Annotated in this window: 13 protein-coding genes and 1 pseudogene; 12 read left to right on the top strand and 2 right to left on the bottom strand. The window is 29.1% G+C overall.

Annotated elements, in window-relative coordinates; all coding sequences use genetic code 11:
* The 9 genes and pseudogenes from Q0649_RS02035 to Q0649_RS02075 form a co-directional block, all read left to right on the top strand.
* Positions 1 to 1,241 (top strand): hypothetical protein (locus tag Q0649_RS02035; RefSeq protein ID WP_298836720.1); only part of this gene is annotated, 1,241 nt, incomplete at its 5' end.
* 1 nt (position 1,242) lies between these two features.
* Entirely contained in the window at positions 1,243 to 1,953 is a 711-nt protein-coding gene (locus tag Q0649_RS02040; protein WP_298836722.1) for a DUF6063 family protein, read from the top strand.
* A complete protein-coding gene (locus tag Q0649_RS02045) occupies positions 1,953 to 6,368 on the top strand; it encodes a hypothetical protein (protein WP_298836724.1) in 4,416 nt (1,471 codons plus the stop codon). The genes Q0649_RS02040 and Q0649_RS02045 overlap by 1 nt, the downstream gene beginning before the upstream one ends.
* 221 nt (positions 6,369 to 6,589) lie before the next feature.
* Positions 6,590 to 7,846, top strand: coding sequence for a DNA polymerase IV (locus Q0649_RS02050; RefSeq protein WP_298836726.1), 1,257 nt, complete (start codon positions 6,590 to 6,592; stop codon positions 7,844 to 7,846).
* Positions 7,847 to 7,862: 16 nt separating this feature from the next.
* Positions 7,863 to 8,126 carry a hypothetical protein gene (locus tag Q0649_RS02055; RefSeq protein WP_298836727.1) on the top strand — a complete coding sequence of 88 codons (264 nt, stop codon included), beginning with the start codon at positions 7,863 to 7,865 and terminating at the stop codon, positions 8,124 to 8,126.
* A gap of 205 nt (positions 8,127 to 8,331) precedes the next feature.
* Positions 8,332 to 10,050: a methyl-accepting chemotaxis protein gene (locus Q0649_RS02060; RefSeq protein WP_298836729.1), complete on the top strand. Its 1,719-nt coding sequence runs from the start codon at positions 8,332 to 8,334 to the stop codon at positions 10,048 to 10,050.
* A gap of 288 nt (positions 10,051 to 10,338) precedes the next feature.
* Complete coding sequence (locus Q0649_RS02065; RefSeq protein WP_298836731.1) at positions 10,339 to 11,379, top strand: AI-2E family transporter; 1,041 nt, start codon at positions 10,339 to 10,341, stop codon at positions 11,377 to 11,379.
* Between the two features lie 70 nt (positions 11,380 to 11,449).
* Complete coding sequence (locus tag Q0649_RS02070; RefSeq protein ID WP_298836733.1) at positions 11,450 to 12,523, top strand: hypothetical protein; 1,074 nt, start codon at positions 11,450 to 11,452, stop codon at positions 12,521 to 12,523.
* 46 nt (positions 12,524 to 12,569) lie between these two features.
* Positions 12,570 to 13,654: pseudogene (locus tag Q0649_RS02075) on the top strand (hypothetical protein).
* Positions 13,655 to 13,844: 190 nt separating this feature from the next.
* Here Q0649_RS02075 and Q0649_RS02080 read toward each other — a convergent pair.
* Complete coding sequence (locus Q0649_RS02080; protein WP_298836735.1) at positions 13,845 to 14,357, bottom strand: DsbA family protein; 513 nt, start codon at positions 14,355 to 14,357, stop codon at positions 13,845 to 13,847.
* Between the two features lie 401 nt (positions 14,358 to 14,758).
* Between Q0649_RS02080 and Q0649_RS02085 the strand changes: the two genes are divergently transcribed.
* The 3 genes from Q0649_RS02085 (at position 14,759) to Q0649_RS02095 (ending at position 17,812) form a co-directional block, all read left to right on the top strand.
* Complete coding sequence (locus tag Q0649_RS02085; protein WP_298836736.1) at positions 14,759 to 15,745, top strand: hypothetical protein; 987 nt, start codon at positions 14,759 to 14,761, stop codon at positions 15,743 to 15,745.
* A gap of 161 nt (positions 15,746 to 15,906) precedes the next feature.
* Positions 15,907 to 16,635, top strand: a complete 729-nt coding sequence (locus tag Q0649_RS02090; RefSeq protein WP_298836738.1) for an ATP-binding cassette domain-containing protein — start codon at positions 15,907 to 15,909, stop codon at positions 16,633 to 16,635.
* Positions 16,628 to 17,812, top strand: coding sequence for an ABC transporter permease (locus Q0649_RS02095; RefSeq protein ID WP_298836741.1), 1,185 nt, complete (start codon positions 16,628 to 16,630; stop codon positions 17,810 to 17,812). The genes Q0649_RS02090 and Q0649_RS02095 overlap by 8 nt, the downstream gene beginning before the upstream one ends.
* Before the next feature lie 156 nt (positions 17,813 to 17,968).
* On the opposite strand, the gene Q0649_RS02100 is transcribed toward Q0649_RS02095, so the two are convergent.
* Positions 17,969 to 18,352: a GerMN domain-containing protein gene (locus tag Q0649_RS02100; RefSeq protein WP_298836743.1), complete on the bottom strand. Its 384-nt coding sequence runs from the start codon at positions 18,350 to 18,352 to the stop codon at positions 17,969 to 17,971.

An 18,352-nucleotide genomic window follows, 5' to 3' on the forward strand; every position in this document is an offset into this window, starting at 1 on the left:
GTTTACTTGTAAATTATATTTTCGAGAAAATTATAAATGATGGAAAACCTTTTTCGTATAATTATTTTGATCCAGCTCAGAAAAAACAGATGTCTTCTAGGATTAAATTAATTGAATCAAAAATATCAAATAATACAATACGGTATTATATAACATCTGAGGCTATTGAGTTTTACCTTAATACAAAGGAAATAAAGGATGAGAGTAAAATAAGTATTCAACAGATACTGCTCTCTAAAATGATTGAGTCCAAGAATTTTAAAGGTGGTATTGAAGTTGTAAAACGTATTAATAATGAAGTTAGTAAACTAATGCAAAGAAAGAATGAAATATTGAATATTTTGAGTTACAACGTTACTGAAGGAATAAAAGAGGCGGATGAACTTTTTAATAATAGTATGAAGTGGTTTGACGAGGAACAAGGCCTATTTGATAAAAATAAGAAACTAATAGAAATTGCTCTTGAAAGAATGGAGGAAAACGAAAACCATGATACTGAGGATTTTTTGAAAAATAGGGAATATATTTACAATCTAGAAACGGAGATTAAACGAGCTATTTCAAAGCATAGTGCACTTTTAAATTCATCTACTGACCTTAAGATAAAATCAGATGAAATCATTAAAAAGGTTACATTAAATAAACTTAGAATGTCTTTTGACTTTAAAACTGTCTATCAAAGGACACTGCTTTTGGATAATGTTGGGCTTCTAGCTTATATTATGAATCCAATTTTAAAGATAAAGTTTAATAAGACCTTTAATTTAAAAAATACAGATGATCTTTTAACCTATACGCTCAACAATGAGGAAGACGTAGAGGAGGTTACAGAGGATGAAGAAACAGAATATATATCACTTGACGATAGAGAGGATGAAAGAATAGCTTCTAATTTCATAATATTTATGAATTTATTAATGAAATTCCTTTTGGAGAAGGGACAATTTTCTTTAAGAGAGTTTAATTTGTATTTAGCAGGTAAGTTTAGAGGAGATATCTTAAAGAATGGAGATTATTATTCTTTTATACTACATATTGCGCAAAAGGATTATTATGATATATCTAAGCTTGACGTTGACGAAAAAACTATCTTTGATAAAATAATAATTAATTTATTAACACCTGAAAATCGAAATGAGTTTATAGGACTTAAATTTAGAGTAATACCAATGCCTGATGATGTAATAGAAATATCATCTTTATTTAAAATTACCAATATAAAATTTGAAAGGGTGAAGTAAATTGGATAACTGGAATATGGAGAAAGCCCTTGAGCTCTTTGCAAAGCTTATCACTGGTGAGGATGTAAGCAATAGTGAAAATACAGACTTATACGAGGAATACAATTCAAATATAGAAATGTATAATATATTTAGCAGCATGATTGAGAAGCTAAATTTAACTTTATATCAATATAAAGGTGCTTTATATATTACTGCTGGAGAAAAGAATAAAGTCTTTGGTTATACTAATGAAGAATTAAGGAAGATGTTGGGGCTTAAGGTTAATAAAGAATTATATATGTGCTATTTTATTATTTATAATATTATCACACTATTTTATAAAGATTCATCAAGTTACACATTTCAAGAATATATAAAAAGTGAGGATGTTATGCGCAGCGTTGATGGCTCACTTTCAAGTATTATTAGTAAATTGGATGTAATAGTGAAAAATGAACTTGAGGAGAATAGTTTTAATGTTATAGCTCTTTTATGGGATGAACTTCCTTTAACTCATAGCACTGATTTATCAGTAAATGCTAGAGCATATAAAAGTTCAAAACTAGGTTACATAAAAATCGTATTCAATTTTCTAAAAGAGCAGGGCCTTTTCATTGAAGTAGAGGAACGGTATTATGCAAATGATAGATTTAAGGCACTTATAGAAAACTACTTTGAAGATTTTAGGGGTAGGCTCTACGAGATAATGTCAGAAGGAGGACTTAATTAATGCCGCAAATAAACAGAGTAAGAGTAAATAATGTTAAATACAACAATGGTACTCAAACATATGATGATTTTAAAATGGAGCTTTCTTGTAGTAATACTTTGTATGACCTTGCAAATGGTGGAGGTAAAAGCCTTCTAATGTTATTGCTCATGCAAAATCTTATACCTAATTGTCATTTGGATGACAAGCAACCTATAGAGAAACTTTTTAGGGGCAAAGATTCTAGTAATGTTATTCACTCACTAATTGAATGGCGATTAGATGATGGAGATAAATCAGGATATAAGTATATGACCACAGGTTTTTGTGCTAGAAAAGGTACAGAAACCTCTGGAAATATTGAAAATAAAAAAGACACAGCATCTTTTGATTATTTTAATTATTGTATATTTTATAATACTTATAATGAAAATGATATAAATAATTTGCAACTTCAAGATAATAAAGAAAGAATAACCTATGGTGGTTTAAAAAAACAATTAAGGACTCTTCAAAGTGATAATTCTTTTGTTGTGGTTGCTGGTATATTTGAGGATAGAAAGGGAGAATATCAAAGGTTTATTAGTGAACATGGTTTATATGAAAGTGAATGGGAAATCATTAGGGGAATAAATAAGACTGAGGGTCATGTGAGAGGTTACTTTGAGGAGAATTATAGAACATCAAGAAAGATCGTCGAGGACTTACTTATAGAAAAAATTATTCAAAAGGCTTTTATGGCTAAAACGAGTAAGGTAAATGATGAGGAAGAGATGGCAAAAACCCTGTTGAGTATCAAGGACAAAATTATAGAGTTATCTAAAAAGAAAAAAGAAATTTCAAAATTTGATAGTCAGGCGGGTGTTGTTAATGACTTTATTACTAGGACTAAAACACTTGTTAATGTATATGACGAAAAGGATAAAATTGAAGAGTCTATTGTAAAAACCTATAATACTTTGGAAAACAAAAGGAAAAGTAAAGATGAAGAACTAAATTTAATAGAAGAAGAAACAAATAACATTAATAAAGAAGATAAAAAAACAGAAAAAAACATCCAAACTATAAAGCTACAAATTATGAAAAATAAGTTAGATATAACTCAAGGTGAACTTGAAAATTCACAAGAGAGATTTGAAAATGTTAAATTTAAAGTTGACAATGTCTATAATGAAATTAATCTTAGACAAGTTAAAAACTATTTTGTAGATTTTATAGAGAATAAAAATAAACATTCTGAAATAAAAGAGGTAATTGATAATATATTTAAGGCCAATGAAACTTTAACATTAGATTTAAACAGACTAGCCTATAATAAAAAAAATAGAGATGAGATTAAACTTAAGCAGTTAAATAATAAATTAATTGAATCTTTAAGGAAGGTTAATGATTTGTCGAGTAAGGTAAAAGAATTTACAAAGTTAGAAAGAGATATTGATAATAAAATAGCTGTCTCTGAAAGTAATATAATACAATCAAAAGATAGGCTTAACTTGCTAAAGAAAAAGGTTAAAACTCTTAGAAGTAAGCTTAACATTATGATTATAGGTGATATAGATGGTGATATTAAAAAAATTGAAAACGATAGTGTAAAAAATCTTGAAAAGATAAAACAAAATAAGAATTTGTTAGATTCTTTATCAGAACAAAATGGTAATTATAAAATTGATATTGCTAAAAATGAAGAAAAAACAACTTCAATTCGAGGTAAAATAGCAGAAAGTAATAATTTTATGCAAAAGTATGATATGGACAAAATTAAGGCCAACAAATTATTAGAAGTTTATGAGGCACGAGATATTTTAGCTTTAAGTAATAGTCTAGAAAGTAAATATAAAGAGTTATTCAAAATAATACTTGCGCAGGAGCAGAAATTACAACAATCATTAGATTATTATACTCAGTTAGATGAAGATAAACCAATGCCCACAACTAAAGAAATATTAAAAGTAAAAGAATATATTAATAAGAATTACAATGAGGACGGGATACTCGGCATAGAATATCTTAAAGACCTCTCAATAGATGAAAAGCAAACTCTTTTAAGTAAGATGCCATTTTTACCTTACTGCGTTATTGTAACCTATAATTTCAGCAAACTTCTTAAAGATGAAAAGTTTAAGGACTGTGATTTTGGTAACTATGCTATTCCAATTGTTAGTTTAGAGACAATTAAAGAGGGACTTGATTTTAACATTGATGGTTTGGCGTTCGCTGTAAAAGATAAGTCAAAATTTATAAATTTAAACAAAATAAAAGAGGAAAAAGATAAAATAGAAAAAGAAATATCAAAAATTAGAGGTAATCTGGACCTTCTTAAAAGAAACGAAGAAACTTTAAAAACAGATAATACATATATTAAAGAGTTTAAGTTTTCTTATGATAATAAAATAGAGGGGATTAAAGAGGATCATGCTAAATTAAGTCTTGAAAAATTTTCATTAGAAAATGGCAGAATAGTTTGTAGCAAAGCTATAGATGGAATCGAACTCAAGACAAAAAATATTAATTTACAAAACATAGATTTAGAAAATAGGTTAACTATTTTGGAGAAAGATTTAAAGAATATTAACGAATTAAAAATTGATTTAGATAACTTGGATTTGGAAGAAAATATATTTCGTAAATTTGTAGAAAGTTTAAATTCTATAAAATTAGAACATATGGAAATTCAAAAACAAATGATAATAGAGGAAAGTAAACAAAAAAATGAACTTGAGGTAAATAATCACTTAAAGATAGAAATAGATGAAGTAAATGATGAATGGACTAAAATGTATAAAACATATTACAAAAAAGATAAATATGAAGAATTAAATTTAACTGATGATGAAATAGATGCGAAATTCAGAGGAAGTAAAAAAGCATTAGAAGAAAAAAATTCGGATATAAAAGATAAAGATCAACTTCTACAAAATTACCAAAGTAATATGGATAAAGATAGGAGTGAAATTGAGAATAGAGAATATTCTATAGATAAGCTTTATGAATTAAAAAAAAGAAACGAAATTTCAGTAACAAAGAAGGAAGAACTAAAAGAATTAAAAGAAGAACATAAAATGTTAAAAGAAAAGCAAGAAGTGGTTAATAAAGAGGTTCAAAAGTATACATTAGCGATAAGTAGTATTGGTGGAAAGATTGAACTATTAGAAGATAGTTTTTCAAAGAATTTTGGGGAATATGTAGCTATTGAAATTGAAGCCTTTAAATTTCAACAATTTGAAGAGGACAATACTTGCAAAAGAGAAAAACTTGCTTTGAAAAAATCAGAACTTTTAACATTACAAATTAAGATTAACAAAGTTATTGAAAAATTAAAAGTTATTATAGGTAATATTGAAGTAGTTTTAAGATCCAGTAATATTTCTAAAGATAAAACAAAGGACATGATAGAAGAAACTCTAGATATAAAAAAATATTATGAAACTCTAGAAAAAGACTTTGATAAAGTTTGTATTAAAGAAAAAAATAGCAAGGTGAATTTTGAAAGTAATAAAGAAAAAAATATAAAAGTTCTTAAAGATATGGGAGCTTTTGATCTAGCAGAAGAATTTTTAAGAAGCATTAATGCTCCTATATTAACTTCAGAGTGCACAACACTTATAAAGAATTTAGAAAGTATTAAAGAACTTATATATCTTCAAAAGGGGAAAATAGAAAATGATATTAAGGATATGGAGCAAATAAAAGATAATTTTCAAAATCAATGTCTCCAACGCTGCAGAGACGTGAAAACAGAGCTTGATAGGTTGCCACGTTTATCAAGATTAAATTTGAATAATGAGATAATACAAATGGTTAGTCTTCAGCTACCTTATGTTAAGGAAGAACAGCAAAAGTTCCATATGTCGTTGTATATAGAAGAGATAATAAGAAATGTTGATAATATGGATGATGCCATGGATAAGATAAAATATATTAAAAATCAATTAGCTCTTAAAAGACTATTCTGCGTTATTGTAACAGACATGAATAAAATAGTTTTAAAACTTTACAAAAGAGAGCAAATATCAGAGCAAAGCAAAACATTAGAATATGAACAGGCAGTTGGCAGTACAGGTCAGTCACAAGGAATATATATTCAATTTTTAATATCTATCATTAATTATATTAAAAATATAAATTCTTTTAATGCTGATAATAATAAATTAAGAAAAACTATATTTATAGATAATCCATTTGGAGCAGCTAAAGACATATACATATGGGAACCTATATTTGAATTTTTAAAAACAAATAATGTTCAGCTCATTGTACCAGCTCGTGGCGCAACTCCAGCTATTTCTGGAAGATTTGATGTGAACTATATACTTGGTCAAAAACTTATTGGAAATAAGCAGCAGACGGTAGTGATGCAGGTAAGAAGCCAGGTCGCACTAGAGCAAATTGAATTTAAGAAAATAGAACATGAGCAACTTGGATTTGAATTATCATAAAAAACAAAAACACATAGAATTTTAAATCATAGCATGTCATAGAAAAAAGAGCCAAATAGGCTCTTTTTTTGTTGTATAAATTCTGTGAAAACAACAGAATACATATATTTCTAAAAAAGGTTTATAAATTTACTTCTAAAAAGTAAGAAAGTAGTATATAATAATATTACGAACATACGTTCTAATATTTTAAAATAAAGATTAAAGAAAGGAAGAGGGTTATGAGCAGATTGATATTTCATATAGATACAAATAGTGCCTATTTATCATGGGAAGCTGCTTATAGACTTCAGCGAGGGGAGTCATTAGATTTAAGAATGATTCCTTCTGTAATAGGGGGAGATGAAGAAAGCAGGCACGGTATTGTACTTGCAAAATCAATTCCAGCTAAAAAATTCGATATTCATACAGGAGAAACTTTGTATAGTGCTAGGGCGAAGTGTCCGAGGATTGTAATAGTTCCACCAAGATATTGGCTTTATATGAAGTGTAGTGCAGCTATGCATCAAATATTTGAGCAGTATACTCCGAAAATTCAGCGGTTTAGTATAGATGAAAGTTTTCTTGACTTTTCTAACATGGAACACTTATATCCAGATTATATGGAGCTCGCTGAAACTATAAAAGAGAGGGTAAGTATGGAACTTGGTTTTACAGTAAATATAGGGATATCAAATAATAAGCTGCTTGCAAAAGTAGCCTCAGATTTTAAGAAACCAAATAGAATACACACTCTATTTCCCCGGGAAATTAAAAGTAAAATGTGGCCATTACCAGTTGAAGATCTATTTATGGTGGGTAGAGCAACGGCACCTAAATTACATGGATTAAACATTAATACTATTGGGGAACTCGCAAATTATAATTTGAAAATCTTAAAGAATAAATTTAAGAGTCATGGCCTAATTATTTGGAATTATGCTAATGGAAATGAATTTTCCGAGGTTAGAAGGAGCAATTACATTGAAATGAAGGGTATAGGCAATTCTACTACTACTCCATTTGATGTTTATGATAAAGAAACAGCACATATAGTATTGTTATCATTATGTGAAACAGTATCTATGCGTTTAAGAGATTCGAAAAATTGTTGCACTGTGGTAAGTATAAGTGTCAGAGGAAGTGATATGATATTTTATTCTCGTCAGAAAAAGTTGACGGTAGCAACTGATTCCACTCGCAGAATACATGAAACAGTTTGTTATTTATTTGACAATGTTTGGAAGGGCAATCCGATAAGGCATTTGGGAGTACATATAACGGACTTTTGTGGTAATGATTTTTACCAATGTTCTTTACTTGATAATTTTAATTACGAAAAAGATAGTAGACTTAATAAAGCAATTGATGAGATTAGGCTAAAGTATGGATCTAAAGCTATTAGTAGATCTTGTTTTCTTCATTCAGGGTTAAATAGTATGTGTGGAGGAATGGCAGAGGGGGAGGAAGAATACCCATTAATGAGCGCGATGCTTTAAAAGGAGATTAAAATAAATGAAGGTTTTAGCATTACCTATAGAAATGGTTTCTTATACAGATAATAAAGGAAATATAAAGCCTGTAAGGTTTAGAATGCAAATAGAAGATGAACCTATGCAAGTTATAAAAATAGATAAAGTTATAGTAAAGGATACGCAGAGATTTGCAGGTAATATTATGACTGTTTATAAATGCCAAAGCTTGATTGATAATTCTATGAGATTATTTGAGATTAAATATGAGCTTGCAACTTGCAAATGGATATTGTATAAAATTTAAAGTAAAGATCATGAAATGAAATAGTTATTTATTTATGTCATGACAAGTAAACCCATATCATTAGATGTGGGTTTATCGTATTTAGATATTTACTATAATTTATAATAAATTGTATAGTTTGTATTTGTTTTCATAAGAGTGTTTTATTTTCTCGTTTGAAATATGGTTAATTACTATAATTAGAAAATGGAAAGGTCGTGTTAAAATGAAATTTTTTACAAATTTAAGTGTAAAGAAAAAACTTGTATCAGTATTTTCAGTTATTTGTATTTTTATAATTTTAATAGGAGTGGAGGGTATAATAAGTTCATCAAAGATAAATAAAGGGTCTAAGTCTATATATAGTGATAGTTTAGTGTCTATTAAAGACTTAGAAGAAATTAAAGCAATCTCAAATGATGGTACAGCGAATATGCTTAGAATTGTTTTTGAAAGAGATAGAACAAAACTAGATAAACAAATAGAAGTTACAGCAAATTTAAGTAATGAAATTGATAAATGGGAAAAGGAATATGATAGCTTAGCGACTACATCAAAAGAAGAGGATAAGATTTATGGGGATTTTATAAATGATTCAGTAAAATATAGGGAAGTAAGAACTAAGGTTATTGAACTTGTGAAAGCTAATAATTTTAAGGAAGCAGTTAAAATTAATAATTTAGAAATGGTAGTGTTAAAAGCTTCAATGCTTGAAAAATTAAATAAATGTATTGCTATAAATAATCAATCAGCGCAGAAAGCAAACTTAGCTAATATAGCTCAGTATAATAAAGCTAGGAGTTCAATTATAGTATATACAACTATAGCATTTTTAATTATAATTTTCATGGCTTACATATTAAGTAAAAGTATAATGTATCCATTGAATAAAATAAAAAATTTAGCAGGGCGATTATCTGGTTGTGATTTTTCAGGTACGATGACCATTTCAAGGAAAGATGAGTTTGGACAAACAGGTATTGCATTAAATATTGCGCAGGAAAACATTAAAGAATTAATAAAAGAAATAATGAGCAATTCGGCTGATATGAGTGCATCCTCTGAAGAACTTTCAGCTACATCTGAGGAAATAGCATCTAAAATAGAAATTATAGACCAATCAACAGTTAAAATAAATAAAGCGGTTCAAGAATCTAGTTCTACATCAGAGGAAATAACGGCATCCATTGAAGAGGTTAACTCAAGTATGGAAGAATTATCTTCAAAGGCTATGGAAGGTAGCAGTAATGCAGCAAAAATCAAAGATAAAGCTAAAGATGTTATGGTAGAGGCTAATAATGCATTAGAAGAAAGTAAGAGCATTTATGGAGAAAAAGAAAAGAAAATATTAAAAGCTATAGAAGATGGCAAAGTTGTAGATGAAATTAAAATTATGGCAGATGGGATTGCAAGCATTGCTTCACAAACTAATTTGCTTGCATTAAATGCAGCTATTGAAGCAGCAAAAGCAGGAGAGCAAGGAAAAGGCTTTTCAGTAGTTGCAGATGAAGTGAGAAAACTTGCAGAACAATCATCTGAAACTGTTAAGACTATTCAAAGTACTATAGTTAAAGTTCAAAATGCATTTGAAAATTTATCTGGAAACAGCAATGATTTACTTGAATTCATTATAGAAAATATTACACCAGTTTTAGAACAATATGCAGAGGCAGGAAAACAATATGGTAAAGATGGTGAATTTATAAGTGCAATGTCAGAAGAAATTGCATCTATGTCTGAAGAGGTGGGAGCATCGATAAATGAAGTTAGTACGGCAGCCCAAACTCTTGCACAAAATTCACAGCTTTCTGCAGAAAATACAGGAAATATTCAAATTAGTATTGAAGAAACTTCAAAGGCTATGTCACAAGTGTCACAAACATCACAAATGCAGGAACAGCTTGCACAAAAGCTGAATCAATTAGTACAGAAATTTAAGATTTAAGAAAAAGGCACGCAACATAATTAAGCTCTGCATCAGTTGATGCGGAGCTTAATTATATTTAATGTTTAAATGTGGCAATATTTATACTTAGCACAATACATTATATAAATAAAAATTATTAATAATGTATATGAATTATATGGAGAAGTATAAGAAGTTTTGAAATTAATATAGATAAGATATTCTTAATTTGCTTTTAATGTTATAAATATATAGTATGATATATAGGGGAAGTTATTAAAAATATATGGCAGTTAACTAATAAAAGAGGATAAAGGAGTATTTTAAATGCACACAATAAGACAATTAGTTCAAAGAGATTCAGTAATGAAAATATTATTATTGGCAACTCTGGTATTATTCGCTTATTTAATAAGATCTATTTTAAATTTGATTTTATTAACTTTTATGATTGCTTATTTAGCAAATAGTCTACAAAGTTTATTAATTAAGCAAATCAACAAAGTTATAAAGGTAAATCCAGCTATTATTACTATAATTATATATTTGTTTATGACAATAACTGTAGTGATGCTCGCAGTGAAATATATACCACTTGCTATTTATCAAAGTTTACATATTTTAAAAAGAATGGAATTCACTGATTTTGCCATAGATACAAAAGGAAATATGAAGTATTTAGCACCAATATTTCATCAAATTAATATAGCAAGTTATGCTAAAACGGGAATCCAAAGTATTATGGTTTTTATAACAGATTTTGGAGCATGGAGTTTGAATTTTTTTATGGCACTTCTATTGAGTTTGGTATTTGTATTAGAGAAAGATAGTGTATTAAAATTTTTATATAAGTTCAAAGATAGTAAAGTATCTAGAGCATACAATTATTTAAGTTACTTTGGTAATAATTTTTTGAATTCTTTTGGTAAAGTAATCAGAACTCAAATAATGATAGCCTTTGTAAATACAACATTATCAATTATAGGACTTACCATAATGGGTTTTCCTGCATTGTTAGCCCTTGCATTTATGATATTTATTTTAAGTCTTGTACCTGTGGCCGGAGTATTTTTCTCTTTAATTCCCTTATGTTTAATTGCTTTTAAAATAGGAGGATTAATTAAAGTAGTTTTTGTACTTATTATGATCTTTATAATTCATGCTGTTGAAAGCTATGTTTTAAACCCAAAACTTATGTCTGATACGACACATCTTCCGATATTTTTTACTTTTACAACATTAATAATATCAGAACATTTTATGGGAACTTGGGGTCTTCTACTTGGTATACCAATGTTTATATTTATATTAGATCTAATTGGAGTAAATTTGAGCGAAAAAAATGACTCGAAAATTAAAGACAATTAAAGGAAAAATATATTTTATAATATACCATATTGATATTTTAAATGAATTACAATAAAGGGGGGACAATTACATGAGTTTTCAATTACCGAAGTTTGTATCGCCAGATTTTTCGCAGAGTTTTTTTATGAGCGCACCGGATGCTAAAGTAGAGGAAGTTAAGAAAGATGGAGTTGCACCGATTGGCTTTATAATAACTTCTATATTTCCTGAATATTTTAAAATTAAAGGGGAGTGGGTGCTTCCAATTCAAACATCCATCGAATGCACTGCAGTTGTTCGTGGTAACAATACTGTAGAAATTGTGGAATTTAGAAATCTTAAAACACATGATAAAGTTGTTTTAGGTAAATGCACGGATGGAAGAGAGGGTGTATATAAGCATACTAGTGGATTTGATAATTTACCTAAGGTAGGATTAGGTAGATCTGTCGAATCCTCATTTTCAAGGGATTATAAGGAGTTATATGAGTTACTAGAATATGAAAAAGAAAATAATGGATATATCGTTTGGGTTCTAGGACCAGCTGTTGTTTTTGATTATGATACTAGAGCAGCGCTATCCTCGCTTTGCTCCAATGGATATGTTGATTCTCTTATGGCTGGGAATGCTATGGCAACTCATGATTTAGAGGGTGGGTTATTAGGGACAGCCCTTGGTCAAAATATATATACGCAAGAATCTGTACCAATGGGTCATTATAACCATTTAGATCTAATAAATGAGGCCAGACGGGCAGGCTCTATAGAAGAATTACTTGATGAAGGAAATATAAAAGATGGATTTATGAAAACCTGCATGGAGAAGAAAATACCTATAGTACTTGTTGGGTCTATAAGAGATGATGGGCCACTTCCACCGGTTTATCATGAGGTATCTTGTGGACTTGATGCTATGAAGAAAGAAACAGATAAAGCTACAGTGATAATTTGTCTTGCTACTATTCTTCACTCAGTTGCGACTGCAAACTTGACTTCATCTTATAAAGTTGTAAATGGAAAAGTAAGACCAATATATTTTTACTGCGTAGACATTTCTGAATATGCAGTTAATCAAGTATCGGTTGCTAGAGAATATATAGGTATTAAAACGATAGTTACTAATGTTCAAGATTTTGTAGTAAAAGTTCAAAAAAATTTATGTTAAAGATATGCTAATATAAATTAACATATCAGTTAGGGGGAGATTTTAAATGGCATTTGAGCTGCCAAAGTTTACATCACCAGATTTCGGACATGAGTTTTTTATTAATGCTCCAGATTGTAAAATCAAAAAAGTAATTAAAGAAGGGGTTGCACATATTGGTTATCATGCATTATCAATATATCCTGAGTATTTTAAAATAAAAGGCAATTGGATACTCGCGAGTGAAAGTCGTATGGATAGTGTTGCAATTGTTACTCCTAGTGGGGGTATAGATGTTGTGGAATTTAGAAATTTAAAAATTGGAGATAATGTTGTATTAGGAAGATCTGAAGATGGAAGTGAAGGCATATATATGTATACTGAAGGTTTTATTACTCACAAGGAAAATGTTGATACCTTTGCATTTAGAACTGGTAGATCAAGAGAAACAGCATTTTCTAAAGATTACGATGAATTATATAAGATTATGCAATATGAAAAGGACCATGCGGGGAAAATAGTTTGGGTTTTAGGACCCTCAATTGCTTTAGATCACGAATCAAGAGCTGCATTTACATCAATTGTAGAAAATGGGTATGCTCAAGCTGTTTTATCTGGAAATAACTTTGCTACTATGATTTAGAAGAAGCAATGTTCAAAACAGTTTCAGGTCAGGAAACTTTTGAGTCACGTGCAACTGCTCATTATAACTATATTGCAACTATAAATGAAGCCAGAAGAATAGGATCGCTCAAAGGATTAATAAATTCAGGGGTAGTTAAAGATGGTATATTAAAAGCTTGCCAGGAAAATGATGTTCCTGTAGTACTTGCCAGCAGTATAAGAGATAGATATACATTGCCCGATGTTTATGATAATGTGTATGAATCTCAAGATGCTATGAGGAAACATACTAGAAATGCAACTATGCTCATATGTTTATCATCAGTACTACATACGATAGCTGCAGGAAATATGACTCCATCATACACTGTAAAAGATGGTGTTGTTAGGCCAGTATATATATATTCTATTGACATACAAGAGTTCTCTGTTAATAAATTATCCGACAGAGGAACATTAGAAGTTAAGACATTGGTTACAAATGTTCAAAATTTTATAACAAATGTAGCTAGAGGATTAATAAAATAATGTTTACTATGATGTTTGTAGAATTGATAAGTAGATACAAATAGGAGGCCTTTACAGGCTTCCTATAGGTTTGTAAAAATTTATTCCCTCATTAGAATTGTATCAAGTGCTTCGAAGCTGCTATAGCCTAGAGATATGATTTTTCTTTTATGGCCTTTTTCAAGAATAACTGTTGGATAACTGTCTACCTTCAATTGTTTGCTTTTTTTAAAGTATTTAAGAGTTTCTTCATACAATAATTGTGAAGTGAATTTTTTTCGAATTCTTCTTTAGAAATACCAAAACTTTCGGCAATTCTAGTATAAACAGTAATATCATTCAGATCTTCGCCGTTTACAAAAAATGCTTTTTGAATTTGTTGTAAAAAATCAAATGCCATATCTTTATTTGATTTTTGAAAGAGAACAATTGCCTTTGCTCCTGGCAAACTATCTAGAACTCTATCACCGTTGTCTAATACATTTTTATATGCTTCACCAAAGTATACACTAGTTAATTCCTCTATTGAAACAGTGATATTTTTTATATATCCACCAAAAAAAGTGTCTGCCACTATAGCAAGATTATCTCCCCACATAGCACTGGGTATTATTTCAAAATCAAATTTGTCCTTATGTTTTTCGTGGATTTTAGTAATCACATCATTAAACCCATAACACCACCCGCAAATTGTATCCATAACATAATATATTTTTTTTTTCATATTTTGTACCCCCTAAAGTATTAGTGTTGTGTAACATTATCTAATATTATTGTGATTTATCTGTTTAAACCATAGCATAAATCATGTGAACAACACTTTGACTAGTATTATACCAATCTATTCTGCGTTGCAAGTAAAGTTATATACCTAATTAATTCATAAGACATAGTTTGTCCTTCTATTGTTAATTACATTTTTCCTATATATTATAACATATTACAAATAATAGAAATATTTTTTTATTTTGGTATAAGTTAAAGGTTAATATAAAAAACAGATATAATCGACTATTCTTGTCGTTTCTTTCGTTTATGACATAAAAGAGTAATTTAGAGAAGTCTATTATAAAACTTTATTTAATATAATATTTAAAAGAATTATGTTGAAAAGGTAGGGAATAAATGAAATCTATAAAATTAAATAAGAATAAAGTTCTTCAAATTATTATTGGGGTATTAACAGTTTTATTATTAACGTTAGTTATTTTTATTGTATATCATCAAAATAGAACTCCTATAGAGATAACAATGGGAGGACGGTTTTATAAACAAGTTAGTGATAGTGAAGGGAAAGACTTTGATAAATATTTTAGACCATCAAAATTACCATCTATTAATGATAGGTTTAATGGTTTTAATTTTTTTGATAAGTTCTACGATAAAAAGCCTTCTGAAATTATATTGCAAAGTAACCTTTTTAAAACTCCAGAGGATACAATAATTAATTATTTCAGCGTATTAAGGCAAGCAGCGAATCCAATAGAAGGGAAAAGTGCGGGTTGCGGAACACTTGGATACGCACAAATACCGTATCCTGTGGCATATAATTTTTTATCGTCTGAATATAGAGGAAAGTTGAATTATACTGAGTACCTTAAATCTTTTGAAAATATTCTTCACATAAATCTAATAAAACTAAAAAAAGTTCCTGAGTTAAATAATAATTTAAATACAATGAAATATTTTGTTGAGATCGAAATTATGAAAGGCACAGAAGAAAATATCTCTAATTTTGCTTATTATTATGCGTTTATTGAAATATCAAAAGAAGGCAATTTGTACAAGATTTCTGATACCCAATTTTTTGGAGAGGATTTTTTATGTGCACCTTATCATGGGTGGAGTCATAATGCTGAATTTGTAGTGGATATTAAATATGGGGATTGGTGTAAACTTGTAAAGGAAAGATATCCAACAAAACAAGAAGGGTATGTAAAGAATATATATTTCAAAGGTACAGAGGGTAATGATTATAAGTTCGTATTTTTTCAATTAACTAATGATACTGATATAGAGATTGCACAATATAAAAAAGATGTTAAGGGGAATTGGAATTTAATAAAGATTGACCCAGAAAAATGTTTAGAGAAAAAAATATCTAGTAATTAAAAAAGCATTCCAAATTTACGATTTCTTCCGTTTATGACATAAAGGAGGCATTTAAGAATATTTGACTTGTATTGTATCTTTTTATAGGTTAAGGTTTAGACAATGATAGATAAATAATAAGTATTTTTAAATTACAATATTTTACAGAGGGAGGAATTAAATTGTTAGAGGTAAAAAACCTTACTAAAAAATTTAAAAATTTTACAGCGGTGGATGGAGTTTCGTTTGAAGTTAATAAGGGCGAAATACTAGGTCTTATTGGAGAAAATGGAGCCGGAAAAACAACTATAATGAGAATGCTTGCAACTATGCTTAAGGTAACAGCGGGAGAAGGAAAAATTGCAGGGCATGATTTAGTGAAAGAACCTGAGAATATTCGAGGAGAAATTGGGATTTTATTTGGTGGAGAGGTAGGCCTATATGACAGGCTTACAGCAAGAGAAAATATAATGTATTTTGCCCAATTGAATGGTATGAGCGAGATTGATGCAAAAAAAAGTATTGAAGAACTTGTGTGCGAGCTTGAAATGAGTGAATTTATAGATAAAAGGGTAGGTAAATTCTCAAGAGGTATGAAACAAAAGGTAGCAATTGCAAGAAGCATTGTCCATAAGCCTTCAGTTATGTTATTCGATGAACCAAGTACTGGCCTTGATGTTTCTGCCACAAGACTTATTCAAGATTTTATATTTAACTGTAAGTCAGAAGGTAAGGCTATAGTTTTTTCAAGTCACAGCATGGTAGAGGTTGAAAAGCTTTGTGATAGAGTCGTAATAATCCATAAGGGGAAAGTTGTGGAGCAAGGGACAATAAGTGCACTTAAAAGTAAATATAATAATGAAGATATGGAAGATATTTTTGTGAAACTTATAGGGGGTAGTCATGAATAAATTAGTTAGTGTAATATTACTAAAAGAACTTAAGGACATGCTTAGAGATAAAAAGACAATAATAGTAAGTTTGCTTATTCCTCTTTTGTTAATGCCAGTACTTAGTTTTATTATGGGGAAAACTATGAATAGCGCACAGGATGATGTTAATCAAAATACTAAGATTGTAATGTCCGATAAGGGTAATAGTAGCCTAGGTAAAATATTAAAAAAAGACAAATCTATAAAATTTATAAGTGGCACTGATGGACAAGGAGCAGTAAAGGCTGGAAAGGCACTACTGTTTGTGGAAATACCAAAGGATTTTGATGCATCTATTTCAAAAGATAATAATTCTGGTATAAAGATTTTTTACGATAATACAAGTCAAAAATCATCAATTGCGCTTAGTAAGGTAACTGTTATAATAGATGAATTAAGTAAAGAAATAGTGGGAAGTAGGTTAACAAAAAGGAATATTGATATAAAGATATTGACACCAATAACAGTTGCTAAAACAAGTTTTCAAAAGGAAGAAAATGCAGAGGGACAGATAATACTCGGAATGCTTATTCCTATATTTGTGCTTCTTTATAGTGCAACGGGGACTATTGCAGCAGCAACAGATTTAGGAGCGGGTGAGAAGGAACGTGGAACACTTGAACCACTTTTAACTACCAAAGCTGGAAGACATTATATATTAACAGGAAAACTCTATGCAATAACAATAATGGGTTTTATAGTATCAGTATGTTCGATGATTGGACTGATAGTCTCAATGAAAATTCCTGGTGGGATGTTTGGAAATGGAAGTACGGCAATTGGGCTAAGTTATAAAGCAATTGCACTTATTGGAGTAATAACAATAATAACAACAATGTTTTTCGGTGCGCTTGAACTAGCTGTAAGTATATATGCTCGTTCTTTTAAGGAAGCTCAAACTTATTTGACACCATTTTCAATTGTTCCTATATTTGCTGCTTATGGAACTATGTATATGGATGCTAAAAACATACCTTTTCTTTATTTCAACATACCGCTACTTAGTGTAAGTTCAGTGGTTAAGGAACTTACAAGTGGAATTTACAATTATGGTCATATAGGAATAACGATAGGATGGGCTATAATTTATACAATAGCGGCTATTATATTTGCAAGACATATGTTTAATAAAGAAAGTGTAATATTTAGATCTTAATAATTTAAACTATTAGTTATTTCATTAACTAATATTATTATTTTACATGTTAAAAACAGTCATGTTAAGGCAATATGACTGTTTTTATAATTATTTTATTTTTATTACTCTGGGTTTTAAGAAAATATTATCATTAATTTCAAACTAGATGATATGTTATTGTGTAAGTACTATTGTATTTTTGTAATCTACAATAAAAGGTTCACCTTTTTTCATTAAAATATGACTAGAACTATAAGGTTTACCATCCACGGTGATATAAACTTTTTTCACCATATAATAATCACCCAATGTATTAGTAATGCATTGAAGTATCTGACTTTCGTAAGTACTGCTAGTATTCATTTCTTGCGTGAATTCTTTTGAAAAGTCCACGTATACCATACTATCTTTATTTAAATAAAGACTCCTTATTCTTGTATTAGTACTAATTAATTTTCCTAAATTCTTATTTGGAGATTCTTTCAAATAATTTTCAAATAGTTTTTTTGTTATATCATTTGTATGAAAAAATAGTTTTTTGTCTGTAACATAATCCAT

Source organism: uncultured Clostridium sp., assembly GCF_937920395.1.
GTDB lineage: Bacteria > Bacillota > Clostridia > Clostridiales > Clostridiaceae > Clostridium_AD.